Consider the following 26,265-nt stretch of genomic DNA (forward strand, 5'->3'; position numbering starts at 1 on the left):
CCTCCGCTGTTACCGCCGCCACCACCGCTGCCGCCATCTTTGGCATACACGCTGGAGAAACTACTGATGTAATCGGGCACTAGAACAGTCGATGCCGACAGGACCCCGCCAATTGCCAGGGCCAACAAACATTTCTTGATCAGCATGATGCACCTCCGCTTGGAGTTGCGCAGTCATGTCCCTATCGAACGCAATATCCAGTGAGTTCCCGGCCGCCCATTGGAGCGGCCAGCCAACCGGCACGGCCATAAATCTGCAGCATTAACCAGCAACTGCGGTTTCCGCACGATCCCTGAGAGCCAGTCAGCATCTTTGTGTGGGACGTTACCCCACATTTTTAGATAGGTGCTGTCAGCCCGAGTTCAACAAACGAATATCTGGACTGAAGCATGCGTTGAGCAAAAACCTCTAAAACTTCCGGACGCCAACAGTTCACCGCGAGCTGAATGCCTGAAATCCCCTGACCACGTTGGGTCGAACACCCACCCTTTCATACCAGCGGCGAAGCTTGGGCAAACGCCCCCACGGGATGTCTGCCTCCACTGACGACATGATGCTGTAGGCGGCAATATCCGCGATGGAGAAACAGCTTCCCGCCATATAAGCATCAGCACTGACGAACTGTTCAGCCAACTCAATTGACGAAAGCATGCGCTCGACCAGCCGCGCAGAGCCATCGTTGAGCCCTTGGCCGCGAAGGAAGAACGCCGAATGGCCCGGTGCGATGACATCCGTCAAAAAGAAGAAGAATCGCTCATACACCGTAGCTCTGTGGCCAGCGGCACTGGGCAAGAGCCGCTCTGGAGCCTTTTCGGCAGCGTAGAAAATGATCGCGTTCGACTGAGTGAGCACAAAGGCAGGCTCATCGCCCTTTCGTTCGACCAATACCGGGACTTTTCCGGCCGGATTCAGCGAACGATGATCCGCCCCTGTTTGCTGGCCTTTTGAAAGATCCACCAGTCGAACCGTGTACGCCAGCCCCGCTTCTTCGAGAGCGATGGCTGCCCGGATGCAATTGCCCGTGGGCGCACCGTGTAATTCCAGTAGAGCGTTCATGACGTATTTCTTCCTCCTTGCGGGCTCAGTTCAGTCATCCGCTAAAGCGCGCCGACTGTCACACAAGCCAGGCCCGACGCTGCGAGTCATCACACATAGACGTCCCGTTTTTTTTCGATGAAAGCCTGCACAGACGCAGCTATCGACTAATTTTTTTGAAAAAGTCCGAACGGATTGACTCAACCTACACTGAGCTTGATAGGCGTCCGATTTACGCTTTGCAAGCCTTCCTGGCAGGGCAAGCGTATTGCGGTGAACGCTCCAGCCCTACCACTTATGCCTGAGTCGTTAATCATGGATGAAGTCACTATTGTGCCCTCGGATGATGTACCTGCTACTCAACACATAGTGCAGCGCAAGCTCGGACGCTGTCTGTTGCGCGTGCAACAATGCGAACAGCTGCTGAAAGCCATTGTCGCGCATTGCGAACTGACCGGTCTTGCAGATCAGCTGTCTAGCATCCGTGACCAGAAGGTCGAATGTGCAAAGAAAAAGACGATGGGTACGTTGATGGGGATGTTGACCGAAAGCTTTCTGACCCCGCCGCCCCCAAACGAAGAAGAGTCACAGACCGAAGCCGATGTCGGTGACCAGATCTGGCTCAGGCTTCGATACCAGTTGGAAATGACAGCCGAGGACTATGAGGCAATGAAGGCCGACCTCAAGGAGCTGGTTGACCTGCGCAATAGCCTGGTCCACCAATTCATTGAGCGTTTCGATCTCTGGTCTGAATCGGGCTGCCAGGCGGCGGATGGTTTTCTGGAGGAAAGCTACGAAACCATCAATCGGCATTGCCTGAGTCTGCAATGTTGGGCCAAAAACATGATTGAGGCACGAGCTAAAATGGCTTCGTTTATACAGAGCCAAGCATTTGAAGATGCGCTCGACGGTATCCGGGTGGATGGCTCAGTCGATTGACCTGGCAGTGGGATTTGCTGCTGTTTACGTGAAGCAGAAACGAAGCTTGCCGAAGGTGGCTGGACTCGATTGGAAGCATCCATTCGCTGGATTGGTGGTACCTATCCAGAGCAGACGCCCAAGCGCTACGGTTGCAGCAGCTTGAGGCATGTCCTGCACGAATCAATGCAGTTCGAAATACGAAAATTCCAGGCTGATAATGAACGTACTACCGTCTGGTATCGCAGCAAGGTCAGTTGAATGGGCAACTGAATCCTCCCTCCTTTTGTAAGCGCACTGAGTGACTGCTCCTGACCGTTTTCTGCCTGTGGTGACCGGCTGAAAACGACCCATCGCAGCCAGTCGGCATAACAGTTTTCAACCAATCGCCTGAACAATGTGGCTGCTTCACCCAACTCCTTCTCGTATCATCAGCGCCTTTGCATCTGGAACGAACTGTGTGAAATCGCCAACTGGAAAAGCCCCGGCTGCCCCTGATGGGACGAAGTGGGACGTAGGCGAGGCTGTCAATCAGCTCTCGTGGGACGACTTGCGCATCATCAAGACGCTCAGTGATTGCGGCAATCGTTCGGCTACGGCCAAGAAGCTTGGCATCAATGTATCCACCGTTTCGCGCCGAGTTGCTCAAGTTGAGCGAACGCTCGGCATCGCGCTGTTCGATCACCGCAAGTCAGGGTATCTGCTCACCGCCGAAGGTGCTGAATTGCGAGCACTCGCCGAGCGAGTGGAGCTGGATATTGTCAGCGTCACGCGGCGTGTTTCACGTTCAGGCCAAGGCCCCCTCGGGAAACTTCGAATTACCACCAGCGACTCGCTGCTGCTGTACTTCTTCACCCCCATCATCGCGGACTTCAAGGCCCTGAACGAGGGGGTCAGCATCGAGGTGCTGGTGGGCAATGAAACCCTTAGCCTCGCCCGGGATGAATCGGATATCGCGATTCGAGCGACGAGAAAACCTGCAGAAAGCCTGGTGGGCCGTAAACTGGCGAACATTGCCTGGGCACCTTACTGCTGTGCCAAGCAGATGACTGCCTTGCCCCTTTTCGAAGAGGGCCAGGCATGGGTGTCATACTCCTCTGCGCTTTGCGGTTTGAAGGCGACAAGCTATGTCGAAAGCAGAGTCGCTGCTGAGCGCATAGCGTACCGCACCGATTCTGTTGCAGCAGCAAGCGCTGCAATCGCGGCGGGTCTGGGATTTGGATTCCTTCCCTGCATGTTGGGCGACATAACCCCAGGGTTGGTACGCGCCGGCCCGGTGGTGCCAGAGCTTCAGGATGAGTTGTGGTTGCTGACTCACCAGGACATTCGAAAATCGTGGCGAGTCAAAGCATTCATGACCTTCTGCGCCGCTGCCGTGGCCAGTCAAAAGCCCTTGGTCGAGGGGCAATTGATACTCCCGGTCACCTAAATCGAGACCGGGAGTGCAGCTCAGATGTCTCGGGCGCCAATCACGGCCTTGCACACGATCTCAATCAGCTGCGGACGCTGGGCAAGTCTCGACACCCCAATGATATTGCTCGCGCACTGAGGCCGCTCAGTGCCATAGGTCGCCTTGCGCACTTTGCCGACCACAGCGAACGCAGCGTCCATGTCCAGCACATAAAGCGTTTCCTCGACAACATCTTGCATAGTTGCGCCATACAAGGCGAGCAGCTTCGAAATGTTGTCGTAAGAGACCCGCATCTGCTCTCCCATCGAAGAGAAATCACTGGGCTTACCGTCGGCGTTCAGCGGCGCCGGGGCTACCAGATTACCTGCCTCATCATGGTTGAATTGACCTGATACGTAGATCTCGTTTCCTACCCGCCGTGCCTGCGGATAGCCATACGCCTCCTCCCAGGAAACGCCCCAGTAGGCGGTCTGCTTGTTGAACGGTTGTGAAGCTGTCATTGCATTCTCCTGCACATGAGGGACCGACTTGATCCGAATAGGTGGGCGAATGCTAGCAGCGCGATCGCGCATTTTATGGCGCATAAATGAGCCGGCAGGAGCGCAAAAATGCGCCACCGAAAGGCGCCTTGTTTCGTTATCTTTTGCTCGTCCTCAAGCACTGACGCTGAGGAGTGCACTCGTGGCTACGGTAATGCCTGCAAGGTGCGGGCCCCGAGACTTGTGCGACTGAACATCATCAAGCCGAAAGGAAACAAAAATGAGCAATCCTAAAACTGAAGTCCTGACTCCGCTGAATAGCCAACTGATCTTCATCGATCAGCAGCCACAGATGGCCTTCGGCGTTCAGAGCATTGACCGGCAAACGCTGAAAAACAATACCGTTGCCTTGGCCAAGGCAGCGAAGATTTTTAATGTCCCCACCACCTTCACCACGGTTGAGACAGAAAGCTTCTCAGGTCACACCTACCCCGAGCTACTCGCTGTGTTCCCGGACGCCCCGCTGCTGGAGCGAACCTCCATGAACTCCTGGGATGATCAGAAGGTACGCGACGCACTCAAGAGAAATGGTCGCAACAAGATCATCGTCTCCGGCTTGTGGACCGAGGTATGCAATGCCACCTTCGCTCTGTCGGCAATGAACGATGCCGGCTATGAAATCTATATGGTTGCAGACGCCTCCGGCGGCACCACCAAAGAAGCCCACGATTACGCCATGCAGCGCATGATCCAGGCCGGCGTGGTACCGGTAACCTGGCAGCAGGTGCTGCTGGAATGGCAACGGGACTGGAAGAACCGCGACACCTACGACGCCGTAATGGAACTGGTAAAGGAACATTCTGGTGCATATGGCATGGGCGTCGACTACGCCTACACCATGGTGCACAAGGCGCCTGAGCGCGTACAGCATGGCCCCACCTTGGCGCCTGTCGCTGCATCTGTCTGAGCCATCGCCATCGCCATCGCCACCCCCTGCCCCGGGGGCTGTTCACAGACTTGCGAAGGGTGCGCAGTCGACTGAACCGAGTCAACGAGCCTGGCCTGGAACCTCTGAGGATTTCCAATGCCCAGCGCTGTTCGAGTCAGGCGTTCGCATCCTGTTACCTGGATTAATGGATGTGTATGAACAAGGACAAATCTACCGTGCTGGCCACTCTCACACTGGCTTCGACAGGGCAGCTCAAATCCTGGCAGATAAGAACTGCCAAACAACTGATGCTGGACAGGCTGGATACCGGCATTTCAGTGACTGAACTAGCCGAAGCTTGCGCATTGTCGCGTAGTCACTTCTCACGCAGGTTCAAGGAAAGCACCCGGATTTCCCCGCAGCGATGGCTGCGTGAACAGCGGGTCATGAAGAGCAGAGAGTTAATGAAGGCTTCCACGAAGTTGCTCACAGAGATCGCTCTGGAATGCGGCTTCAGCGATCAATCTCACTTCTGCCGTACATTCGTGAAGGCTGAAGGCATGACACCGAAGGCTTGGCAGCAACAAGCAATCTGCCCGATTCCGGTCGTTGCTTGAGACGGTAAGGCACCATCAACGCGCGGGCGAGCCCAAGCGGACTGAGGTGTAACCCCCCTTGAAAATCAATTTGTTACAGCTACAGACGATTTTTTAAAACGTTTGCGCGCTAAATTTTTTAGCGGCAATTTATTGCGCATTATTATAACGCAAACATTTAAATCGCTAACAGAATCCCCCCAAGACATTCAAAAGTGAGGAAAGCCATGAAAGTTCTCTACACCGCAGTCGCAACCGCAACCGGTGGTCGTGATGGCCGAGCCATCTCCAGCGACAAGAACCTCGACGTGAAACTGGCCACTCCGAAGGAATTGGGCGGTGTCGGTGGTGATGCCACCAACCCTGAGCAACTGTTCGCCGCTGGTTACTCCGCCTGCTTCATCGGTGCACTGAAGTTCGTCGCCAGCCAGAGCAAACGCAGCATTCCAGCCGACGCCTCGATCACTGCGCGGGTCGGCATTGGCCAGATCCCAGGCGGCTTTGGCCTGGATATCGACCTGAACATCAACCTGCCAGGCCTGGAGCAAGTCGATGCACAAGCGTTGGTGGAGGCGGCCCACCAAGTGTGCCCGTACTCCAACGCAACCCGTGGCAACGTCGATGTCCGTCTGCACGTCACCGTCTAACTTCCCGCCTCACCAGAAACAGGAGATATGAAATGAACGTTTTGACCAAAACACTCGTTGGCTCGCTCCTTGCCTTTTCGATCGGTAACGCATTCGCTGACTCTGGCGTCGAACACAACACCCAGGCATTCCTCGATGCATTGAACTCAGGCAGTGGTAAACCCATCGAGCAGCTTTCGCCGAAGGACGCCCGCGCGGTACTGACCGGCGCTCAGGCCGGGGTAAAACTGACACTGCCCAAGGCGGATGTCAGCGAGAAGACCATCACCGTCGACGGCCAGAACATCAGCTTGACCATCGTGCGTCCGGCGGGTGTGAAGGGGACCTTGCCTGTGTTCATGTACTTCCACGGCGGTGGCTGGGTGCTCGGCGACTTCCCGACCCATGAGCGCCTGGTGCGCGATCTGGTCGTCGGGTCCGGGGCGGTGGCGGTGTTCGTCAATTACACTCCGTCCCCTGAAGCGCACTACCCGACGGCGATCAACCAGGCCTACGGTGCAACCAAATGGGTGGCCGAGCACGGCGAGGAAATCAATGTCGACGGTAAGCGCCTGGCGGTAGCGGGCAACAGCGTCGGCGGCAACATGGCAGCCGTGGTCAGCCTGATGGCCAAGGATAAAGGTACCCCGGCCATTAAGTACCAGGTGCTGCTGTGGCCAGTGACCGACGCCAACTTCGAGACAGCGTCGTACAACCAGTACGCCGAGGGACACTTCCTCACCAAGAACATGATGAAGTGGTTCTGGGACAACTACACCACCGACCCCAAGCAACGTGCCGAGATCTACGCCTCGCCGCTGCGCGCTACCACTGAGCAGTTGAAAGGCCTGCCGCCAGCGCTGGTCCAGACCGCGAGTGCCGATGTGCTGCGTGACGAAGGGGAAGCCTATGCTCGCAAACTGGACCAAGCCGGCGTGCCGGTCACTGCGGTGCGCTACAACGGCATGATCCATGACTACGGCTTGCTGAACGTGGTCAGCCAGGTTCCGGCGGTACGCTCTGCAATGCTGCAGGCTTGCGAAGAGCTGAAAGTTCATTTGAAGTGACCCCCACTCAAGACCGGAGATGTATGCCATGAACTGGTAATCACCGCCGGAAACGAAAAAACCCGCTAAACAGCGGGCTTTTTCGTTTCCGGTGTAGCGTTAGCAGCCCTCTGCCAAGGGCACCTTTGGGTCGTAAGCGCTCCTTCTGGAGGGGCAGCTTTTGGCTGTGAATTCAGCAGGTCGATGCAACACAACTAAATTCTGTGTAAGCGACATGCAGACGGCCTCAGCGATTGAGCCTGGTAATTTTTGAACCCTGCAATCCCAGCCCGGCCATTAAGCCCTTTTGATCAAAGATGAACGCATAGACATCGGATTGAGCCGTTGAGGTAGTTATCGATTTGGCCATGCCTGAATCTACGACCACGATGCTTGGGCCCACGCCGACCTCAAATCCATTAACATTTTTCAGATCATTCATCGCTGAATAGGTCATGAAAAACATCACGTATCCAAACCGCTGCACGCCTGCCTGAAGGCCGTATGAGGCTGCTGTGGTCGCGTAGTATCCCGTCACTTTTCCGTTCTCAATCAATTCGCCTTCGCCATGGTGTGCGCCGGCGATGAGGCCCGCTTTCAGCACATCAGGGAAAACGAGGATACCCTTGGCTCGCTGCGCGAGGGCGCGCGCTTGCGGCGTTTTGGTATACAAACTCTGTAACGCCGCTTTCGCCTCGCGGTCCATTTCCGCGTTAGCAGCCATCGCATCAGAGGCGGAAGTTGATTGACCCATTTGGCAGCCCGCCGTGATCGCGAGGATTGAAATCATTGCCATCATTCGAAGGTATTTGATCATGAGCAATACTCCTTTTCTGTACCTGCCATTGAGGAACCTGCGTGGCGATAGCCGTTGCGGATCAAAGACTGACGGGGTCGATCTTTCCCTTAGACTTTAATCCTAATAAGCAGTTGGTCAAATGCTATGCACATGCATGTTCCTCAGACGAAATCCACAGTCAGCTTTTGGCCGATAACAGTCGCCCACTAAAGGGGCATAACGTTCCCAGGACGCTATGGAAATTCCTACACAAACCTCGGAACGCCTCTCCTTGCCCGCCGTTCCGATGAAGCTTATAGTCCGCCCCGTCGCCCAAAATGGCGATTCGGGTTTGGCGACCTGACTACAGAGAATGCGAGGGCTCTACGCTTTGTTGCAGGGGTCGTCGCACCCGCAAGGCCGCTGTAATGGCGGCTGTGCGCGGGAGGCCTTCGGGTCTGCCGGTGTTCTCTGTGCCGGTTCGCCAACCTGCGCACAGCTGCCACCCAATCGTTTGGCGACGACTGAGTGACGGCCTTTGAGCCAATCAAACAGAGATCTTCAAATGAATCGATACATGCCCCTCACCGGAATCGACCTGGTTCCGGCTTCCCTGCTCATCGACACCGAAGCTCCACTCGACGTATTGCAAGCCGCCGCTGACTACCGAATTCGCGCAGTTACTCAGGTGCTGGAGAACATCGCCTTTCGTGCCGAGATTGGTTGCGACACGGTGGTGTTGTCGGACTTCTCCAAACTGCTGGCCATTCCGTTGCGCGACGGTTGTGACTTGATGGATGTGATTGGTCGGCGATTGCGGGCGTTGGCGAAGGAGTGAATGAAAACGGGCGCTGAAGGCGCCCGTTTTTTGTTCAACTGTAAAAAGATCTGGCATCGCTAATTTGCGGAATGACTCTTGCCTGTTATCGGCCAAAAGCCGCCACCCACATTGCCTGAGCAAACACAGGCAATTCAGTGTCGCGCAGAAGAAACCCGCAACCCGACCTATATGGAATTGCGCTTGCGCCGAGCCTCTTCATTCTCCGCCAACGCCTGACGAACCAGCGCCCTCGCCGCCCACGCGGCGGTGTCGAGTGATTCTTCGACGCTCGCGCCACTGATATCGCGCACGGCGATCAACGCCTCGGTGCCGATAACGATCGACAGCGCCTGCTTCAGTCGTTTGCGTGCGCGGGGCGAGAGCACGTCCTTCAGCGAGTCGACGATCGGTTCGATGTAGCTCATCCGGCGGCCTGGTCGCAGGGGCTCGTGGGTCTCGCTGTCGAGCCACACCGACATGAACGAACGTTCCATCACGTGCAAGCCGATCTCGTCGTCGATCAAGAGTTTGTTCAACGCGTTCGCGGCCAGGCCGATGCCCTTGACCGGGTCGTCTCCCGGCCGCCAGAAGCTCTCCAGCGGCTTCATTTCACGATCCGCCGCCGTCTCGCTGATCAATGCCTCGGTCGAGGGAAAGTAGCGATAGGCCGTGGCGCGCGAGACCATCGCGCGCTCTGCAACTTGCGCCACCGTCGGGTTTTGGCCCTCGTCGCGCAAGGCGATGGCGGCATCGATCAGCGCCTGACGCGTTCGCAGCTTCTGGTTGGCGCGGCCTTGCGGATCGCCGCCGGGTTCAGACGGGGTTGACTTCGGGATCGACATGGAATATATGAGACTCTGTCTATTCATGAGACTTGAGTCTCATAATAGGCACGCAACAATCAACCGACAAGAGGTCGCCCGTTATATTTCAGCAACTGAGCGCGCCTCTGGGCGCATGAGGTGAATGCCATGAATCACAACCCCCGTTCACGGACCTGGTTTCGGCTCGCTGCCCTCTACTTCGCCATTGGCGTGATGCTGGGCGTGGCGATGGGCGCTTCCGGCGACCACTCGCTTTTCGCGGTACATGCTCATGTCAATCTGTTGGGATGGGTGTCGATGGCCCTGTTCGGCATCATCGGCACAGCGCACCCATCAATCACCGAAGGGCGCGCGGCTGCCGCACAGTTCTGGATGTACAACATTGGCGTCCCGGTGATGCTTGGCGCACTGACGTTGCGGCTCAAGGGCGTCGCGGCCATCGAGCCGTTGATTGGCGCCGCGTCCATTCTTGTTGGTTGCAGTGTGCTGCTGTTTGTGTGGCTGGTGTTCTCGCGCATCGGTGTAACGGCTATGGGTTTGAGCAGCGCAACACGTGAGTCGCGCACGTCTTGAAGTCAGCTGTCCTTACGACCGGCACACAAAATGTGCCGGCCACTTGCACCACCGCTGCCCTATTTTTTGATTGAAACAATCGTCGCGCTGCCACCCTCGACCCGGAAAACAAACGAGACACGGTCTCCGGCCGACAGCCCGGCGAGTTGATCATCCGTCACGGAAAAGGCCATGGTCATCGGCGGCCATTGCACGGCGGGTACTGCGCCGTGGGAGATGGTCACCGTGTGCCTGGCAGCATCGATAGCCTTGATCGTTCCGTTGGCATTAGCGACGGGCGCCTGCTTTGTCTCCTTTGTCTGCATGCCCTCCATACCGTCCATTTTCATACCCGGCATATCCTCTGCACGAGCCAGGAAAGACAACGCAACCAAGGTTCCTGCCACTGCAATATGGGTCAGTTTCATACGACGTTTCCTTTAAGGTGAGTGGATTCAATGACGAGATGTCGGCGGCGCATCAGGCGATAGGCTGCCGGAATGACAAACAGGGAAAGCAAGGGAGCCGTGATCATGCCGCCGACCATGGGCGCGGCAATGCGGCTCATCACTTCACTGCCGGTTCCGCTACCCAACAGGATGGGTAACAGGCCGGCAATGATCACGGCCACGGTCATGGCCTTGGGGCGAACACGCTGCACAGCGCCTTCACGAATCGCCGCAACCAGCCCGCGCTCAGTGCTGTCGCCGAGGTCTTCACGTTCTGCCCAGGCGTTTTTCAGATAGAGCAGCATGATCACGCCAAACTCGGCAGAAACACCGGCCAGGGCGATAAAACCGACACCGGTGGCGACCGACAGGTTGAATCCCAACAGATAGATGAACCATGCCCCGCCAGTCAGCGCGAATGGCAGCGTGGCCATGATCAGCAACGCCTCATCGAAGCGCGCAAACGTCAGGTAGAGCAGCACGAAGATGATCAACAGCGTGGCTGGCACCACCAGTTTGAGTCGTGCATTGGCTCTGTCGAGAAACTCGAACTGCCCTGAGTAGCTCAGGCTCATGCCAGGCTGCAACTTGACCTGCTCGTTTACGGCATGGCGCAAATCAGCGACCACCGAGGCAATGTCCCGGCCACGCACATCGATATAGACCCAGCCTGAAGGCCTCGCGTTTTCACTTTTGAGCATCGCAGGGCCGTCGCTGATTTTGACGTTGGCCACTGTCCCCAGGGTGATCTGGATGCCTGACGGCGTGTAGATCGGCAATTGCTCCAGGGCACCAAGCGAGTCACGCCACTCCCGTGGGTAACGTACGTTGATCGGGAAACGTGCGAGCCCTTCAATGGTCTCCCCGACATTTTCACCACCGATAGCGCCGGCCACGATGGACTGCACATCAGCGATATTCAGCCCGTAGCGAGCGGCGGCCTTGCGGTCGATATCCACGTCGATATAGCGGCCGCCGGTCAAGCGTTCGGCCAGCGCTGAACTGACACCGGGTACGCCTTTGGCCACCCGCTCGACCGCCTGGGTGACAGCATCGATGTCCGCCAACTGGGTGCCGGCGACTTTCACTCCGATCGGACTTTTGATGCCGGTGGCAAGCATGTCGATACGGTTGCGAATCGGCGGTATCCAGATATTGGTCAGCCCTGGAACCCGAACCACGCGATCCAGTTCTTCCACCAGTTTTTCCTGGGTCATGCCTGGCCGCCATTGCTCGTGTGGCTTGAATTGAATGGTGGTTTCGAACATTTCCAGTGGTGCCGGGTCGGTGGCAGTTTCGGCACGCCCCGCTTTGCCGAACACGTGCTCGACTTCGGGCACCGTCTTGATCAGGCGGTCGGTCTGTTGCAGCAGCTGCGCAGCTTTCTGTGCCGACAACCCCGGGAGAGCGGAAGGCATATAGAGCAGATCGCCTTCGTCCAAAGGCGGGAGAAACTCACCGCCCAGGCGCGACATTGGCCATAGCGCACTGACAAACACCACCAGTGCCACCAGCAGGGTGACTTTGGGACGGCGCAGCACCGCCTCCAGGGCCGGCTGGTAGATCCTGATCAACCAGCGGTTCAACGGGTTTTGTTGCTCACCGGGAATTCGCCCGCGAATCCAGTACCCCATCAGCACGGGCACCAAGGTCACCGACAACCCCGCCGCCGCGGCCATCGCATAGGTTTTGGTGAACGCCAACGGGCCGAACAGTCGCCCCTCCTGCGCTTCCAGGGTGAACACCGGAATGAACGATAAGGTGATGATCAACAAACAGAAGAACAGCGCCGGGCCGACCTCTGCCGCTGCTTCGGTCATGACGTGCCAATGACGCTCGCCCTTCAGTTCCTCCCCTGGATTGGCTGCGTGCCAGGCCTCAATCTTCTTGTGGGCATTCTCGATCATCACCACGGCAGCATCGACCATGGCGCCGATGGCGATGGCAATCCCGCCCAAGGACATGATGTTGGCGTTGATCCCTTGGTAACGCATGACGATGAAGGCCATCAGCACGCCCACCGGCAGGGAGATGATCGCCACCAGTGATGAGCGCAAGTGCCAAAGGAAGATCCCGCAAACCAGCGCGACGACAATGAACTCTTCGATCAACTTATGGCTGAGGTTTTCCACCGCGCGGTCGATCAGTTTGCTGCGGTCGTAGGTGGTGACGATTTCCACTCCGGCCGGCAAACTGCTTTTCAGTTCGTCGAGTTTGGTCTTGACCGCCGCAATGGTCTCGCGAGCGTTCTTGCCGCTGCGCAAAATCACCACGCCACCGACGGTTTCGCCCTCGCCGTCGAGTTCGGTAATGCCCCGCCGCATTTCCGGCCCCAACTGAATAGTGGCGACATCGCCAAGGGTCACCGGCACACCATCCGCCCCCAACTTGAGCGGGATCGCCCGAAAGTCATTGAGCGTCTTCAGATAACCGGAAGCGCGCACGATGAACTCGGTCTCTGCCATCTCCAGTACCGCGCCACCCGTTTCCTGATTGGCCTTGCCGATAGCCTCGGTCACCTCTGTCTGAGTGATGCCGAGGCTGGCCAGTTTCAGCGGATCGAGTTGCACTTGGTATTGCTTGACCATTCCCCCCACCGTGGCCACTTCCGCAACGTTGGGCAGGGTCTTGAGTTCGAACTTGAGGAACCAGTCTTGAAGCGCACGCAGTTGCGCCAGGTCGTGCCCACCACTGCGATCCACCAGAGCGTACTGATAGATCCAGCCAACCCCCGTTGCATCCGGTCCCAACGCCGGTTTGGCGCTGGCCGGCAACCGGCTTTGTATCTGACTCAGATATTCCAGCACCCGCGAACGGGCCCAGTACACGTCAGTGCCGTCTTCGAACAGCACATAAACGAAGCTGTCACCGAAGAAGGAATAACCACGCACCGTCTTGGCTCCCGGCACTGAGAGCATGGTGGTGGCCAACGGATAGGTCACCTGGTTCTCGACAATCTGCGGCGCTTGCCCCGCAAAGGGAGTGCGGATAATCACCTGAACATCCGAGAGATCCGGCAGCGCATCGATGGGTGTGCTCTGCACTGACCAAATGCCCCACGCCGTGACGAACAGTGTCGCCAGTAACACCAGGAACCGGTTGGCGACTGACCAACGAATCAGGGCCGCAATCATGGCTGGCTCCCCGATTTGTCCCCATCCGCCTCATGAATACCGGCGGCGGCTGCGCTGGGTGGCGACTCGTCCTCAGTGCTGGCGACAATGCCCTTGAGACTGGCCTCCGAGTCCAGCAGGAACTGGCCAGACGTAACCACCTTCCAGCCTTCTTCCAGTCCTTTCAAAATGGCCGTCCTGCCATCACTTTCCTGCCCGGGTTGCACCTCTACCGGGCGGTAGTGGCCGGTGTCTTCGGCGAGCATCACCAAGGCCCGTCGCCCCGTACGAATAACCGCCTCGCTCGGCACCCACAACACACTGTGTTCGCTCGAACGGTTCAGGCGCACCTGCGCCGTCAAACCCGGCCTGAGGCGGCCGTCCGGATTGGGCAGTTCCACCCGCACACGCAGGGTGCGACTGTCCGCACTGGTCTCGGGCAAAATAGCGCTGACCTCGCCGTTGAGCACCGTCCCCGGGAAGGCTGGCAGCCGTGCTTCGACCGTCTGCCCCACTGTGATCGATCCGGTCTGCGACTCTGGAACGGCCACGGCCAGCCAGACACTGCTCAAGCCATTGACGCGTGCAAGCGTGTCGCCCGTCGCCACGGTCATGCCCGTGCGTACGTTCAAGGCTTGCAGCACACCGGCGATGGGACTGGTCAGCGTCAGGTATGGCTGAACCTTACCGCTACGCTCGATCTGAGTGATCAGCGCTGCCGGTATTCCGGTGAGCTGCAGTCGTTGGCGGGCCGCAGCCAGCAGCTCAGCGTCGCCGCTGCGCTTCAGGGCAAGGAACTCTGTCTGAGCCGCAGCCCATTCCGGCACCAGAATATCCGCCAACGCTGCGTTGGCGTTCAGCACATCTCCGGGAGCATGGGCATAGACTCGCTCCACAAAGCCAGCGGTGCGTGCCTGAATCACCGCAACATCACGTTCGTTGAGCGCAAGGACACCTGTCACGTCGAGACTGGAATGAAAGGTTCCACGGGTGACAGTCGCAAAACGCAGCCCGAGATTCTGGGTCAGCCCCGGGTCGATACTGACAGTCGCCCGGTCTCCTGCGCCGCTGGCGTATTGGGGAACCAGTTGCATGTCCATGAAGGGGGACTTGCCCGGTTTGTCGAACTTCTGCTGCGGGTACATCGGGTCGTACCAGTACAGGGCTTTGCGTTCGGGCACAGCATTGATGTCTTGCTCCGCCACCGCATTTGGCGCTGCGCTCATACGCTGGTGCGCGACCCCGTAACCACCGGCAACACCCAATGCCAGCGAAAGGCTAACCAGCAATGCCCCGTTCCATTTTTCAAGTTTCATTGGCTGGCCTCCCCGTAAGCAAAATACAAACGCGCACTGGTCAGCGCGCGCTGCTCTTCCACGTCGATCTGTTTGAGCCGAACTTCGATGAGTTCACGTCGGGCGCTCACAACGGTGTCTAAATCGCCTTTGCCGGCCCGGTAGCTGGCCATGCTGAGTTCGACCTTTTCCTTGGCCAGCGGCAACAGGCTTTCCTGGTTTCGGTGCACGGCACGATTCAGGCGCTCATAGTCAGCCAGTTGGTTTTCCAGTTGCTGGGTGTGCTCGCGTGACAAGGCTTCGCGCTCGGCCTCAAGCTGGTTGAGTTCAGCGTGTCTGGCGGCGATTTTCGGGTTTTGGCGAGCGTCAGGAAACAACGGCAGATCCCAGGAAAACTGCACGCTGACCATGTCGCCGAACTGTCGGCCACGATGCTGATAGTCAAGCTCCCAACTCCAATCCGATTGCTTCTCCGACTCGGCTTCACGAACCCTGGCTTGCGCTTCGCGGGTCATCGGCGCAAACGCTGCCAGCTCCGGATGGTGTTGCAGTTGATGGGAGTAGCTTGAGGTATCGACGGGCCATTCAGGCAGGCTGCCCACAGGCTTGTCGTTGGCGGCTGAGCCAATCCAGCGTTTGAGGGCGGCTCGGGCCTGGGCTCGCTGCAGAATCAGATCGTCCTGCTGCTCTGCCAACTGAGCGGCTTCCTGTTTGGGTGTCACCGCATCGGCGGGCTGGGCGCGGCCGCCAGCAATCCGGGCCCGGACGGTATCGCTCAGCAGGCGGTTTTCTTTGTAGAAGTCCTGGAACAACGCATCTTTACGCTCGATGGAATAGCTGCTGATCCAGGCCAGTGCGGTGGACTGGCGGACCTTCAGACGTTCGACCCGACGCTCGGCGGCGGCGCGATCAACAGCCGCATCGGCGACCTCGATACGGGCTTTGCGTTTGTCGCTGTTCGGCATCTCCTGCCGGACCCCGACCATTTGCATGGTCATGAAATCCTGGTCGAGGCTCCAGCGATCCGGACCGCCTATGGGGTAGTTCTGCACTCCCAGAAGCAGCTTGGGATCAGGTAGTTCACCCGCCGGGATGGCTGCGCTGCTGGCAGCCTGAATCCTGGCGTCTTGTGCGGTCAGTGACGGCGCATTGTTTTCGGCCAGCCGCAACGCTTCATCGAGTGTCAGTGCGGCAGCGAAGCTCGGCAATGCCAGTACGCTTGCCGCCAGGCCGACCACGAGGGGCCAGCCTGTGCAATAGCACTTGGAGTTCATGTCTACGATTCCTGTGATCATCAACTGCGCGCGTCAAAAGACATGCGCACAGCCAGGTCATCCCGCTAATGCGGAATGAGGTTCGATGTGGGACAGGAATCAAACGCGGGGCGGTCGCCATACCCCGGACGGGGTTTGTACGGGCAGGGAATCGCTAAAGAAGGAAAGCGCTACGGGGCTGAATACGGTGACAGGAGGCTTGATAATCGAGACTTGCAGCATGCCGCCCGTCTTGCATTCCTGGCCTGGTTTGCAAGGCTTGCCGTGCTCGGTGGGGCTTTTCATGTCGTTGCAGCAGTCCATCCCCATGCCATCCATCATCGCCATGCCCATCGTCTTCATGGGGCACGGTTCTGTCGGTGCCTGAACGCCCGCCATCCCGCTGAGGGGAAGCGCCAGGCTGATCATGAAAATGATGCAAAACCGCAGATAGCGTTTCATGGGCTGGAGTGTAGTCGCTGCAAATGGCTCTTACGATGGGCTTGAGTCGTCAGCAACCTGTCATCAGGTTCCGACGCAGGCGATAACACCGGACATGAATTAAGCCAGCATTACGTGTTCATCGACCATCCTGAAATCCACGCGGGATCGTGTGCTTCCCATTGCCCGCCTCTCTCATCACAGGGGCAAAGGCCTGTCCTGCACCACCCGTTTCATGACCAGCGTCGACGTCAGCCGCTGCACGTTGGGCAAGGTCGAAAGGCTTTCATCGTAAAGCCGTTGAAAGGCCGGCAAATCCTGAGTGATGACGTGCAGCAGATAATCCGGTTCGCCGAACAACCGCTGGGCATCGACCACCTGCGGGATGTCGACAAGCGCCGTCTCGAATGCCTCGACCGCTTTGCGGTCGCCCTCACGCAACGTGGCAAACACCATCGCGGAAAAGTTAAGGCCCAAGGCGCTTGGGTCCAATTGGGCTCTGTAGCCGAGCAACACACCCGACTCCTCCAATGCCCGGACGCGTCGATGGCAAGGGGAAAGGCTCAGGCCCACGCGCTCGGCGAGTTCGGTGACCGACAGGCGACCGTCCTTTTGCAGCTCAGAAAGAATCTTGCGATCAATCCTGTCCATTTCGAATTTTCTCCCAACTCTGCGCATTCTGATGATCATCTTTGAAAGTAAATTCTAACAAGATTTCCTTATTCTTCCTCGCATCCATATTTTTCGGAGCGGGACGATGCAGAGCACGGTGTATCAGCAGCAGAAGTGGTTAGCGCCATGACCTTGAGTGTTTTCGTGGCTTTTTGGGCGGTGTCGATTCTGTTCGTCATCACGCCGGGTGCAGATTGGGCTTACGCGATTTCGGCGGGGTTGAAGGGCCGGGTCGTGATACCCGCCGTGGGCGGGCTGTTGTCCGGTCATTTGATTGCCACGATGATCGTTGCCGCGGGCGTCGGCACGTTGGTGGCCAACCACCCCGTTGCCTTGTCGGTGCTGACCGTTGCCGGGGCCGGTTATCTGCTGTGGTTGGGCATCAACATGCTCGCCCGCCCCGCTACACCGCACTCAGATGATGCTCAGGCGCCAGGCTCCTGGCAGCGTTGGGCGATCAAGGGGCTTTGTGTGAGCGGGCTGAATCCGAAAGTGTTTTTGCTGTTTTTGGCGCTGTTGCCTCAGTTCACCGACGCGGCAGCGGCCTGGCCTGTGCCGATGCAGATGATTGCGCTGGGGCTCATCCACACGGTCAGTTGTGGCGTGATTTATTTGCTCGTGGGATTCGGCTCACAGGCCGTACTGCAAGCACGCCCCGCCGCGGCCCGGTGTGTCAGTCGTTTCTCCGGAACGGCCATGATCATCATCGCGGTCGTTTTGCTCGGCGAGCAGCTGTTGGGTTAAGCCAGTGACAAGCCCAGCATTGCACAGCGCTTTTGCCCCGCGCCAACACTCCCCGCCTCGTCGTACAGATCGCTCACGGTGTCGTAGTCCACTCGGGCGTCGGGCACCAGAAAATTGACCAGCTTCGATTTCAAAATTTCTTCGACCATCTTGGTGTCTCCTTGATATGAGTAGCAGTCCTGTCAATCAGACACCTGCTGTGCACTGGCGCTGAGTGCACGGGGTGATAATGTAGCGCGCCGAATGGAGAATCCAGACCATGCGCCAAGTTCTTCTCGTTGTGGATGTTCAATCCACCTTCTCGCCGCCTGAATGGCTCGTGAAGGGTATTCAAAAACTCGCGGACGTTGTCCCGGCGGTGGCGACCGTTGAGCTGCATGACGAGCAGCGCACGCCGTTCCATCAACAGCTCGGCTGGCACCCTGCGGCGCTCGACAGCAGCGCGGTAAAAACAGAGCAGGTTTTCGTCAAGCACGGCTATGCACCTTCGCCAGAGACCATGGACTATTTGAAGCGCCTGAAGCCGGACCGTGTTCTGGTTTGCGGTATCCAGACGGACACCTGTGTCCTGGCCGCAGGCTTTGCACTGTTTGACGCCGGCCTTTATCCGACGCTCGTCACCGACCTCACGGTGGGTTCATCCCTGGACCGCTCCGGGCAACTGGGTATCAGCCTCTGGACCCACCATTTTCGGCACACCACCACCTCAGCTGAAGTTCTTTCAGGATTGATCGCCGAGCAAAAGTGACGTGATCACGAACAGGAAAGCCACCGCAGCAGGCATTCGTGGATAGGCGCACGTCTCTTGTGCGGCAGCCTGTCGGCGCAGGGTCAGGATGGCTGCACCGAAGCGGATGAACGTTGAGCTGGCAAAAAAGCAAAATTGCCATGTGTTCCACTCGTTAGTTCATACGTCGCAGTTCTCACTGCCCGTTTCTATCTGTCTGGAGTTCTCTCGATGCCCTCGCCCAAATCCCTGCCCGCTACGCTGCTGGGGCTGGCGCTTGCCTGTCCGGCCATGGCCGAGGAAGCCCAAGGCCTGGAGCTGGGACAGGTGCTGATTCAGGCTGAGGAGCAGCGCGGCGAAGACCAGACGATCGAGGACGCCGAGGCCCGGCTTGCCCAGGTGCCCGGCGGCACCAATGTGGTCGATATGCGCCGCCCCCTTCAGGGTCGCGTGGCCAGCAACCAGGATGTGCTGGCCTATCAGCCGGGGGTCTATGCCCAGTCTGCGGGCAATGAAGGGGTGAAGATTTCGATCCGTGGCTCGGGGATCAACCGTGCACCGGGCGCCCATGCCTCGGGGCTGTACGCCATGCTCGACGGTCTGCCGCTGACCGGCCCGGGCGGCACGCCCTACGAGTTGCTGGAGCCGCTGTGGCTCGATCATGTGGAAGTGCTGCGCGGCGCCAACGGTTTTGACAGGGGCGCGCTGGCCTTGGGCGGAGCCGTCGATTACATCAGCCACACCGGCTACGACGCACCGCTGTTGCAAGTGCGCTACGCCATGGGCAGCCACGGTTATCAGCAGCGTCAGGTCAGTTCCGGGCAGGTGCTGGGGGATTTCGACTACTACGTGTCCACGACCGATGCGCGCGCCGACGGCTATCAGGATCACACGGCCAGCGAGAGCCAGGGCGTCATTGCCAACTTCGGCTATCGCTTCAACCCGAAGCTGGAAACGCGCTTTTATCTGCGCTATCGCCAGACCGACAACGACCTCGCCGGGCGGGTGACCAAGCACTCCATCGAGCACGACCCACGGGCCGCCAACCCCGCTTACGTGACGCGGGACGACCGTCGCGAACAACCGGGCAGCACCTTCTTCGGCAACAAGACCACCTACTACATCGATGACGATTCGAGTATCCAGACCGGTCTTGTCTACCATGACTACCCGATGGACTTGCGTGAGGGCCCCAACCGCTTGAAGGTGGCGTACACAGACGTCAGCGGCACCTTCGACTATAAGCGTCGCGACACCCTCTGGGGCCTGGAAAGCCAAAGCACGCTGGGCCTGCGCGTGACGAAGCACCTGCCCAATGCCGGCGCCAGCGAATCAGTGCGCATCCCCACCGGCAACACCGCCGGCTATGCGCCGGGCACGCCCATTCGCAACTTCACTTACCAGGGTTCGGACACGGTCTTGCATATGGGCAATGACCTGGAGATCGCCGACGACCTGTGGCTGACCACCGGCCTCGCAGCCATTTACACCCGCCGCGAAAGCGCCGTGACCTTCCCGGAAGGTGGCGGCAAAACCAGCCTCAACGACTGGGACTACGCACCACGCGTGGGCCTGCGCTATCAACTCACACCGGACTTGCAGCTGTTCGGCAATCTCAGCCGCTCGGTCGAAGCGCCGCACCCGTGGTCGCTGATCTACAGCTCCAACATTCGCTTCCCGGCAGGCAGCGGTGTCGCCACAGGCGCCCAGCGCGACCCGATCAAACTGCAGAACCAGACCGCGACCACCCTCGAACTCGGCGGCCGCGGCGACAGCACGATGGGGCAATGGAGCCTGGCCTGGTACTACGCTCAGGTGCAGCACGAATTGCTTTCGGTGTTGCCGGATGCCAATGCCGTGACGCCTTACGAACTCAACGCCAGCCCGACCGTGCACCAAGGTGTGGAAGCCAGCCTGCAAAGCAACCTGTGGTCGTCCGGCGATGGCGGCCAACTGAGCTTGCGCCAGAGCTACACCTTCAGCGACTTCCACTACCGCGACGACGACCGCTTCGGCGACAACCGCCTGCCGGGCTTGCCGATGCACTACTACCAGGGCGAACTGCGCTACGACTGGCCCCAGGGTTTCTTCGCCGGGCTCAATACGCAGTGGGTGTCGAAAACTGCGGTCGATTACGCCAACAGCTATTACGCCGATCCTTACGCACTGTTCGGCGCGACTGTGGGCTACAACGCGCCCAAGGGCGACTGGCAGACCTGGCTGGACCTGCGCAACTTGACCAACAAGCACTACGCCGCCACCGTCACGCCGGGCTACGACGACAAAGGTCTGGACGCGGCACGGTCGACGCCGGGCGAAGGTATGGCGGCGTATGTCGGGGTGTCGTGGAGTTTGCGCTGAGGCCTGGGCATGCTTTTGAGTCGGTCCTGACTATGCCGACGACACTTTTGAGCTGAGACGTTTCAGCGGCTGCCGCGATAATCGAACGCTAAACCCATGAGACATCGAGGTTCAGCATGACAAGCGCCGCGACAGAGCAGGTCAGCCCGCAAACCCTGAGAAAAGTGATTGTCGCCGCCGGCATCGGCAATTTCGTCGAGTGGTTTGACTTTGCCGTCTACGGCTTTCTGGCGACGACCATCGCCCAGCAATTTTTCCCCAGTGGCGATGCCAGCGTTGCGCTGCTGAAAACCTTTGCGGTATTCGCCGTGGCCTTTGCGTTTCGGCCCCTGGGCGGGATTTTCTTCGGCATGCTCGGTGACCGGATCGGTCGCAAGCGTACCCTGGCGATGACCATCCTGCTGATGGCGGGCGCGACGACCCTGATCGGTTTGTTGCCGACCTACGCCGCGATCGGTGTCACGGCACCGGTGCTGCTGAGCCTGATCCGCTGCGCCCAGGGTTTTTCCGCAGGGGGCGAATATGCCGGTGCCTGCGCCTATCTGATGGAACATGCTCCCAGCGATAAAAGAGCGTGGTATGGCAGTTTCATTCCGGTGTCGACCTTTGCAGCCTTTGCATCGGCAGCCGTGGTGGCTTACGCACTCGAGGCGTCATTGTCGGCCGAAGCCATGGGCAGCTGGGGCTGGCGCCTGCCGTTCCTGATTGCCGCGCCACTGGGCCTGGTCGGTCTTTACCTGCGCTGGAAGATGGATGAAACCCCGGCGTTCCAGGCCGTCACCCAACAACATGCCGTCGCGCACTCTCCGCTCAAGGAGACCCTGCGCAACCATGGTTCGGCCATCTGCTCCCTCGGTGCGTTCATCTCGTTGACGGCCCTGTCGTTCTACATGTTCACCACCTACTTCGCGACTTACTTGCAGGTCGCGGGCGGCCTGAGTCGCGCAACGGCGTTGCTGGTGTCGCTGATTGCACTGATCTTCGCCGCACTGATGTGCCCGTTGGCCGGTTTGTTTTCGGACCGGGTCGGGCGGCGCATGACGGTGATGACGGCCTGCGCGCTGTTGATCGTGGCGGTGTATCCATCGTTCATGATGGCCAGTTCCGGCTCGTTCGCAGCCTCCATCGTTGGCGTCATGCTCCTGGCGATTGGCGCCGTGTTGTGTAACGTGGTGACCGCCGCCCTGCTCTCGGAAACCTTCCCGACGCGCACTCGCTACACCGCATCGGCAATCACCTACAACATGGCCTACACCCTGTTTGGTGGCACCGCGCCGCTGATGGCGACCTGGCTGATCAGTACCACCGGCAGCAATCTCTCGCCAGCGTTCTACTTGATTGCCATTGCAGTGTTGGCGTTGGTTGGCGGCCTGGCGTTGCCGGAGACTTCGAAGATCTCCCTGCACGATGTTTCATCAGGTGAGAAGCCAACAGAGGTGCCAGCGGTGGCACGAGGGTGAAACTCACCCTCGTGGTTTGTTTAACCCGGCTAACCCCTGAGCGCCGCTTCAATCGCCGCGACGTCGATCTTGCCCATCTGCATCATCGCCTCAAATGCACGCTTGGCCGCGGCGGGATCGGGATCAGTGATCGCCGCCGTCAGCACCCGAGGGGTGATCTGCCAGAACAAACCCCACTTGTCCCGGCACCAGCCGCAGACGTTTTCTTCGCCGCCGTTCCCTACTATCGCGTTCCACAGGCGGTCCGTCTCGGCCTGATCGTCGGTCGCCACCTGAAACGAAAAGGCCTCGTTGTGCTTGATCGACGGCCCGCCGTTCAGCCCGAGACACGGGATGCCCATCACCGTGAACTCCACCGTCAGGACGTCGCCCTTCTTGCCCGCCGGATAGTCGCCGGGGGCGCGGTGGACAGCGTTCACCGCACTGTCCGGAAATGTTTCGGCGTAGAACGTCGCGGCGTCCAGCGCGGCGCCGTCATACCACAGGCAAATCGTGTTTTTGCTGACCATTTTTGTTCTCCAAATGAATGTGGCGGTTTTTCCTAGTCAACGTCTTCGAACGTTCCCGTATGTACTTCGCCGCTGCGTTCGTAGCGGCTGATCAATACACCCGCTGGCGTGGTGATCGAGTGCGCCAGGGTGAACGCCGACGCCAGTGCATCCTCGCCGAACAGGCGCTTGCCGCGCCCCAGGACCACGGGAAACGTCATCAGCCGCAGCTCGTCGACCAACCCGGCGGCCAGCAATTGGCGCACCAGATCACTGCTGCCCTGGGTCAACAAACGGGCGCCGTCTTGCTGCTTGAGCACGCGTATCGCGTCAGCAAGGTTGCCTTTCAGTGCATGGCTGTTCTGCCAGTCGAGCGTATCGGGTCGATGCGTGGCGACGTGCTTGGCCACGCGGTTGAACAGGTCGCCGATGGGATGGCCGTTTTTGTCGGGCCAATACGCCGCGAAAATGTCGTAGGTGCGGCGCCCCAGCAGCAACTCGAACGGCTGCGCGAACAGCTCGTTGATGGCCTGGCCGGAGGCTTCGTCGGCGTAAGGCACGATCCAGCCACCGAAACGAAAATCGCCGTCGGGATCCTCTTCGGGTCCGCCGGGCGCTTGAATAACGCCATCAAGACTGATGAAAGCGGCAACGGTGAGCGTGCGCATGGTCTTCTCCCGGTTGGTCTTCGTGACAGCGCTCTTGCAGGAAACACCGACGATCAGGCGCATTCCTTAACCGTAGTCGAACGAGACGCCGGGAAATCGACAGTGCGATATACGGATGACGAGCCCTGCGAAAAACAGTCTTGAACGCTACAATCACAGCCCTCTCCCGCAGATCAGGCAGACCCGTCCGGCTATGGCGCTCGACCCTCCAACGATGTTGACACTCTCTATCGCCCTCGCAGCGGCCGCCGCGCTGTATCTGGCGATCGAGTGGCGCAGCATTCGCGAACCCTCGCTGCTGTTCTGGAGCGCAGGATTTGCCACGATCACCGTGGGTTCGACCCTCGCCTTGCTGCGCATCAGCGGCCTGTTGCTGATCGGTATCTGGTTCGCCAACGGCCTGTTGGTGACGGCGCACTTCCTGTTCCTGTTGGGCGTCGCGCGTTTTACGCAGGTGCGCCTGTCTCGCGCCTGGTACCTGATTTTTGCAGCCTGGTTTGCCGTGCTGTTGCTGCCGGACGAAGCGTCGTGGTCGAAGCTCATGCTGGTGGCCAATTCGCTGCTGGTCGCCCTGCCGACGCTCAGGGCCAGCTTCCTCCTGCGTCCTCATGGCAAGTCTTTGAGCGTGGGCGCGGTGCAACTGCGTTATGTGCTGCTGACCCACGGGCTGTTTTATCTGGCCAAGGCGATATCGGTGGTCGTGCCAGGCACGCTGATCGATCTGGCGGCCTTTCGTGGCGAGATCATCCAGATTTCGCTGGTTGAGGGCGCGATGGCGATCATGCTGATCGCGCTCTCGATGACCGGCACCGAGCGCTACCGGCGGGAGAAACAGATTGAACGACTGGCGGCACGCGATCCGTTGACCGCCCTGTACAACCGCCGCGCCCTCGAAGTACGGGCACCGCGCCTGCTGGAGAACGTCTCGGGCACGCGACCGGGCGCGCTGCTGCTGATCGACATCGACAACTTCAAACTGGTCAACGACCTCTACGGCCACACGGCCGGCGATCGATTGCTGGTTTCGCTGAGCGAGATGATTCGCGCGGTTTTGCCCGGCGGTGCACTGGCGGCCCGGCTGGGCGGCGACGAGTTTGTCATCCTGCTGAATGACGCATCGAGTGAGCGAGTCGTCGGGTTGGGCAACGCGCTGCGGGACCGGTTTCACCAGGCCGCCGCACAGGCATTCACCACGCCTGAACCGGTCACCTTGAGCATCGGCGCCAACCTGTTCGACCAGCCGCCGGCGAGCCTGGCCGCCTTGATCGAGCAAGGCGACGCCGCGCTTTACGAATCCAAGCGCGGCGGACGCAACAGCCTGCGCCTGGTGGATCGGACCCTGGCCAGCGACGAGCTGTCACCTACCCGCTGACTCGCCAGTTGTGTTGATACGCATGCATGAGTGATAGGTTCACAAATACTGCGTATCTTGTCCGATACAAAGCGATCCAACGCGGCCATTTGCGAGCCTCTCTCGTCAAGGAAGAACAATGATCACTGCTTCAACTTCGACTTCAACGAATGCGGCGATGTCGGCCTACACCTCTGCCGCCGAGGCGAAGGCTGCGGCGGCTGCGCAACAGCAACGCGTGGCTCAGGATGATCCGGCCAAGACACCGAACGACGATTCGGTGAGCCTGTCCAGCACCTCCACCGCCTACAGCAATTCGATCGCCGGCAACGCGCCGTTCTTCCCGGTGCGTTCGGGCATGAACGCCGACGCCCTCGTCCTCGGTGCCTCCAAGCCTGGCGCGATCTCCAGTTCCAAGGACAAGACGTTTGCCGAAGTGGCCACCGATGCCCGCAAGCGCATGGATGAAAAATACGCGCTGATGAAAGCCAGCGGCAAACCGTACACCAGCAGCGATGAAGACCGGAATGCACTGATGGGCGATCTGGATCGACGTTCGCTGAACGCCGTCGCCACCAATCAGGGCGGGACCTTCACCGCAGAGGAACAAGCCTCGGCACAAGCCTTGATGCGCCAACAGGCGCGCCTCGCCACCGGTTATTACAGTGGCCCGGCGGACCAGCAAAAAAACTGGAAAGAACCGTTTATCAACGACCCTTACGGTCGGGCCCGCGCCGCGCTGGATTTCATGGACAACATGAGCCCCGAAGAAAAAGCCAAGCCTGAGTGGCTGTCCCAGCATTTGTCGCTGGAAGCGGCGCTGAATCAGAGCTCAAGTCTGGACCCCGCCGAGAAGAAGACCGGGCATTTCCACAACCTGGCTGAAATCCTCGCGGGTATCGTGACGGACGGATCTGACAGCGAAAAATCCGGCTCAGCCAAAAACACAGATCCGAGCGTCGGGATCATGAAAAAGCTGCAATCCCTGGTTTCGTGACACCGCCGATCCTGTAGGAGCCGGCTTGCCGGCGATTGGGCCTTGAATATTGCGTTGATTTCGTGGGCCTCATCGCTGGCAAGCCAGCTCCTACAGGTTCCGGGGTGCCTGGTCGATTGCATTCACAACGCTGATGCCGCTGGAAGAACACAACCCCTGTAGGAGCCGGCTTGCTGGCGATTGGGCCTTGAATATTGCGTTGATTGCGAGGGCCTCATCGCTGGCAAGCCAGC

General features: G+C 59.1%; 28 protein-coding genes. 15 read left to right on the top strand and 13 right to left on the bottom strand.

Annotated features, from left to right (window positions below; genetic code table 11):
- Nucleotides 1–432: 432 nt before the first annotated feature.
- Entirely contained in the window at nucleotides 433–1,056 is a 624-nt protein-coding gene (locus KGB25_RS11030) for a glutathione S-transferase family protein (protein ID WP_223434947.1), read from the bottom strand.
- 294 nt (nucleotides 1,057–1,350) lie between these two features.
- Here KGB25_RS11030 and KGB25_RS11035 point away from each other — a divergent pair, with 294 nt between their 5' ends.
- The 3 genes from KGB25_RS11035 (at nucleotide 1,351) to KGB25_RS11045 (ending at nucleotide 3,382) form a co-directional block, all read left to right on the top strand.
- Complete coding sequence (locus KGB25_RS11035; RefSeq protein WP_223434948.1) at nucleotides 1,351–1,974, top strand: hypothetical protein; 624 nt, start codon at nucleotides 1,351–1,353, stop codon at nucleotides 1,972–1,974.
- Between the two features lie 12 nt (nucleotides 1,975–1,986).
- Nucleotides 1,987–2,214 (top strand): OST-HTH/LOTUS domain-containing protein, encoded by a 228-nt coding sequence (locus KGB25_RS11040; protein WP_223435005.1) that lies wholly within the window; start codon nucleotides 1,987–1,989, stop codon nucleotides 2,212–2,214.
- A 199-nt stretch (nucleotides 2,215–2,413) separates the two neighbouring features.
- On the top strand, nucleotides 2,414–3,382 hold the full coding sequence (locus KGB25_RS11045) for a LysR family transcriptional regulator (protein ID WP_008037811.1): 969 nt from the start codon (nucleotides 2,414–2,416) through the stop codon (nucleotides 3,380–3,382).
- A gap of 20 nt (nucleotides 3,383–3,402) precedes the next feature.
- Here the strand turns inward: KGB25_RS11045 and KGB25_RS11050 are convergent, their stop codons facing one another.
- Nucleotides 3,403–3,864, bottom strand: coding sequence for a RidA family protein (locus KGB25_RS11050; protein WP_008037812.1), 462 nt, complete (start codon nucleotides 3,862–3,864; stop codon nucleotides 3,403–3,405).
- Nucleotides 3,865–4,123: 259 nt separating this feature from the next.
- On the opposite strand from KGB25_RS11050, the gene KGB25_RS11055 reads away from it, so the two are divergent.
- From KGB25_RS11055 to KGB25_RS11070, 4 genes are all read left to right on the top strand, one after another.
- Nucleotides 4,124–4,810, top strand: a complete 687-nt coding sequence (locus KGB25_RS11055; RefSeq protein ID WP_008020170.1) for a hydrolase — start codon at nucleotides 4,124–4,126, stop codon at nucleotides 4,808–4,810.
- 176 nt (nucleotides 4,811–4,986) lie between these two features.
- Nucleotides 4,987–5,388, top strand: coding sequence for a helix-turn-helix domain-containing protein (locus KGB25_RS11060; RefSeq protein ID WP_008037815.1), 402 nt, complete (start codon nucleotides 4,987–4,989; stop codon nucleotides 5,386–5,388).
- A 206-nt stretch (nucleotides 5,389–5,594) separates the two neighbouring features.
- Nucleotides 5,595–6,014, top strand: coding sequence for an organic hydroperoxide resistance protein (locus KGB25_RS11065; RefSeq protein WP_008037816.1), 420 nt, complete (start codon nucleotides 5,595–5,597; stop codon nucleotides 6,012–6,014).
- 32 nt (nucleotides 6,015–6,046) lie between these two features.
- Complete coding sequence (locus KGB25_RS11070; RefSeq protein ID WP_008037818.1) at nucleotides 6,047–7,060, top strand: alpha/beta hydrolase; 1,014 nt, start codon at nucleotides 6,047–6,049, stop codon at nucleotides 7,058–7,060.
- Nucleotides 7,061–7,286: 226 nt separating this feature from the next.
- On the opposite strand, the gene KGB25_RS11075 is transcribed toward KGB25_RS11070, so the two are convergent.
- Nucleotides 7,287–7,856 (bottom strand): YSC84-related protein, encoded by a 570-nt coding sequence (locus KGB25_RS11075; RefSeq protein WP_008024532.1) that lies wholly within the window; start codon nucleotides 7,854–7,856, stop codon nucleotides 7,287–7,289.
- A gap of 526 nt (nucleotides 7,857–8,382) precedes the next feature.
- On the opposite strand from KGB25_RS11075, the gene KGB25_RS11080 reads away from it, so the two are divergent.
- Nucleotides 8,383–8,655 (top strand): hypothetical protein, encoded by a 273-nt coding sequence (locus tag KGB25_RS11080; RefSeq protein WP_008035545.1) that lies wholly within the window; start codon nucleotides 8,383–8,385, stop codon nucleotides 8,653–8,655.
- Between the two features lie 167 nt (nucleotides 8,656–8,822).
- On the opposite strand, the gene KGB25_RS11085 is transcribed toward KGB25_RS11080, so the two are convergent.
- Nucleotides 8,823–9,479 (bottom strand): TetR/AcrR family transcriptional regulator, encoded by a 657-nt coding sequence (locus tag KGB25_RS11085; protein WP_032832406.1) that lies wholly within the window; start codon nucleotides 9,477–9,479, stop codon nucleotides 8,823–8,825.
- 129 nt (nucleotides 9,480–9,608) lie between these two features.
- Here KGB25_RS11085 and KGB25_RS11090 point away from each other — a divergent pair, with 129 nt between their 5' ends.
- Nucleotides 9,609–10,034 (top strand): hypothetical protein, encoded by a 426-nt coding sequence (locus KGB25_RS11090; protein WP_008037821.1) that lies wholly within the window; start codon nucleotides 9,609–9,611, stop codon nucleotides 10,032–10,034.
- Nucleotides 10,035–10,093: 59 nt separating this feature from the next.
- On the opposite strand, the gene KGB25_RS11095 is transcribed toward KGB25_RS11090, so the two are convergent.
- From KGB25_RS11095 to KGB25_RS11120, 6 genes are all read right to left on the bottom strand, one after another.
- A complete protein-coding gene (locus KGB25_RS11095; protein WP_008037822.1) occupies nucleotides 10,094–10,441 on the bottom strand; it encodes a copper-binding protein in 348 nt (115 codons plus the stop codon).
- The gene (locus KGB25_RS11100; RefSeq protein WP_223434949.1) at nucleotides 10,438–13,596 is read right to left on the bottom strand and encodes an efflux RND transporter permease subunit; all 3,159 of its coding nucleotides are present in this window, start codon (nucleotides 13,594–13,596) and stop codon (nucleotides 10,438–10,440) included. The genes KGB25_RS11095 and KGB25_RS11100 overlap by 4 nt, the downstream gene beginning before the upstream one ends.
- On the bottom strand, nucleotides 13,593–14,891 hold the full coding sequence (locus KGB25_RS11105) for an efflux RND transporter periplasmic adaptor subunit (RefSeq protein ID WP_223434950.1): 1,299 nt from the start codon (nucleotides 14,889–14,891) through the stop codon (nucleotides 13,593–13,595). Before KGB25_RS11105 ends, KGB25_RS11100 begins: the two co-directional genes overlap by 4 nt.
- Nucleotides 14,888–16,144 carry a TolC family protein gene (locus KGB25_RS11110; protein WP_223434951.1) on the bottom strand — a complete coding sequence of 419 codons (1,257 nt, stop codon included), beginning with the start codon at nucleotides 16,142–16,144 and terminating at the stop codon, nucleotides 14,888–14,890. The genes KGB25_RS11105 and KGB25_RS11110 overlap by 4 nt, the downstream gene beginning before the upstream one ends.
- Before the next feature lie 99 nt (nucleotides 16,145–16,243).
- Nucleotides 16,244–16,585: a hypothetical protein gene (locus KGB25_RS11115; RefSeq protein ID WP_008037830.1), complete on the bottom strand. Its 342-nt coding sequence runs from the start codon at nucleotides 16,583–16,585 to the stop codon at nucleotides 16,244–16,246.
- Nucleotides 16,586–16,762: 177 nt separating this feature from the next.
- Nucleotides 16,763–17,215 (bottom strand): Lrp/AsnC family transcriptional regulator, encoded by a 453-nt coding sequence (locus KGB25_RS11120; RefSeq protein ID WP_008035574.1) that lies wholly within the window; start codon nucleotides 17,213–17,215, stop codon nucleotides 16,763–16,765.
- Nucleotides 17,216–17,362: 147 nt separating this feature from the next.
- Here KGB25_RS11120 and KGB25_RS11125 point away from each other — a divergent pair, with 147 nt between their 5' ends.
- Entirely contained in the window at nucleotides 17,363–17,980 is a 618-nt protein-coding gene (locus KGB25_RS11125) for a LysE family translocator (RefSeq protein ID WP_008035576.1), read from the top strand.
- Here the strand turns inward: KGB25_RS11125 and KGB25_RS11130 are convergent.
- Nucleotides 17,977–18,129, bottom strand: coding sequence for a hypothetical protein (locus tag KGB25_RS11130; RefSeq protein WP_223434952.1), 153 nt, complete (start codon nucleotides 18,127–18,129; stop codon nucleotides 17,977–17,979). The two genes, KGB25_RS11125 and KGB25_RS11130, sit on opposite strands and share 4 nt — an antisense overlap.
- A 110-nt stretch (nucleotides 18,130–18,239) precedes the next feature.
- Here KGB25_RS11130 and KGB25_RS11135 point away from each other — a divergent pair, with 110 nt between their 5' ends.
- The 3 genes from KGB25_RS11135 to KGB25_RS11145 all read left to right on the top strand — a co-directional run bounded on the left by KGB25_RS11135 (nucleotide 18,240) and on the right by KGB25_RS11145 (nucleotide 22,528).
- Nucleotides 18,240–18,728, top strand: a complete 489-nt coding sequence (locus KGB25_RS11135; RefSeq protein ID WP_008035580.1) for an isochorismatase family protein — start codon at nucleotides 18,240–18,242, stop codon at nucleotides 18,726–18,728.
- Nucleotides 18,729–18,938: 210 nt separating this feature from the next.
- Nucleotides 18,939–21,068 carry a TonB-dependent receptor family protein gene (locus KGB25_RS11140; RefSeq protein ID WP_223434953.1) on the top strand — a complete coding sequence of 710 codons (2,130 nt, stop codon included), beginning with the start codon at nucleotides 18,939–18,941 and terminating at the stop codon, nucleotides 21,066–21,068.
- A 116-nt stretch (nucleotides 21,069–21,184) separates the two neighbouring features.
- The gene (locus KGB25_RS11145) at nucleotides 21,185–22,528 is read left to right on the top strand and encodes an MFS transporter (protein ID WP_223434954.1); all 1,344 of its coding nucleotides are present in this window, start codon (nucleotides 21,185–21,187) and stop codon (nucleotides 22,526–22,528) included.
- 29 nt (nucleotides 22,529–22,557) lie between these two features.
- On the opposite strand, the gene KGB25_RS11150 is transcribed toward KGB25_RS11145, so the two are convergent.
- Both KGB25_RS11150 and KGB25_RS11155 read right to left on the bottom strand, forming a co-directional pair.
- Nucleotides 22,558–23,037, bottom strand: a complete 480-nt coding sequence (locus KGB25_RS11150; RefSeq protein ID WP_223415373.1) for a VOC family protein — start codon at nucleotides 23,035–23,037, stop codon at nucleotides 22,558–22,560.
- Nucleotides 23,038–23,069: 32 nt separating this feature from the next.
- On the bottom strand, nucleotides 23,070–23,684 hold the full coding sequence (locus tag KGB25_RS11155) for a dihydrofolate reductase family protein (protein ID WP_008037842.1): 615 nt from the start codon (nucleotides 23,682–23,684) through the stop codon (nucleotides 23,070–23,072).
- Between the two features lie 193 nt (nucleotides 23,685–23,877).
- On the opposite strand from KGB25_RS11155, the gene KGB25_RS11160 reads away from it, so the two are divergent.
- Both KGB25_RS11160 and KGB25_RS11165 read left to right on the top strand, forming a co-directional pair.
- Nucleotides 23,878–25,056 carry a GGDEF domain-containing protein gene (locus KGB25_RS11160; RefSeq protein WP_223434955.1) on the top strand — a complete coding sequence of 393 codons (1,179 nt, stop codon included), beginning with the start codon at nucleotides 23,878–23,880 and terminating at the stop codon, nucleotides 25,054–25,056.
- 118 nt (nucleotides 25,057–25,174) lie between these two features.
- Nucleotides 25,175–26,032 (top strand): hypothetical protein, encoded by an 858-nt coding sequence (locus tag KGB25_RS11165; RefSeq protein WP_223434956.1) that lies wholly within the window; start codon nucleotides 25,175–25,177, stop codon nucleotides 26,030–26,032.
- The last annotated feature ends 233 nt before the right edge of the window (nucleotides 26,033–26,265 follow it).

It is taken from the genome of Pseudomonas sp. BF-RE-21 (assembly GCF_019947305.1).
Taxonomy (GTDB): Bacteria; Pseudomonadota; Gammaproteobacteria; order Pseudomonadales; family Pseudomonadaceae; genus Aquipseudomonas; species Aquipseudomonas migulae.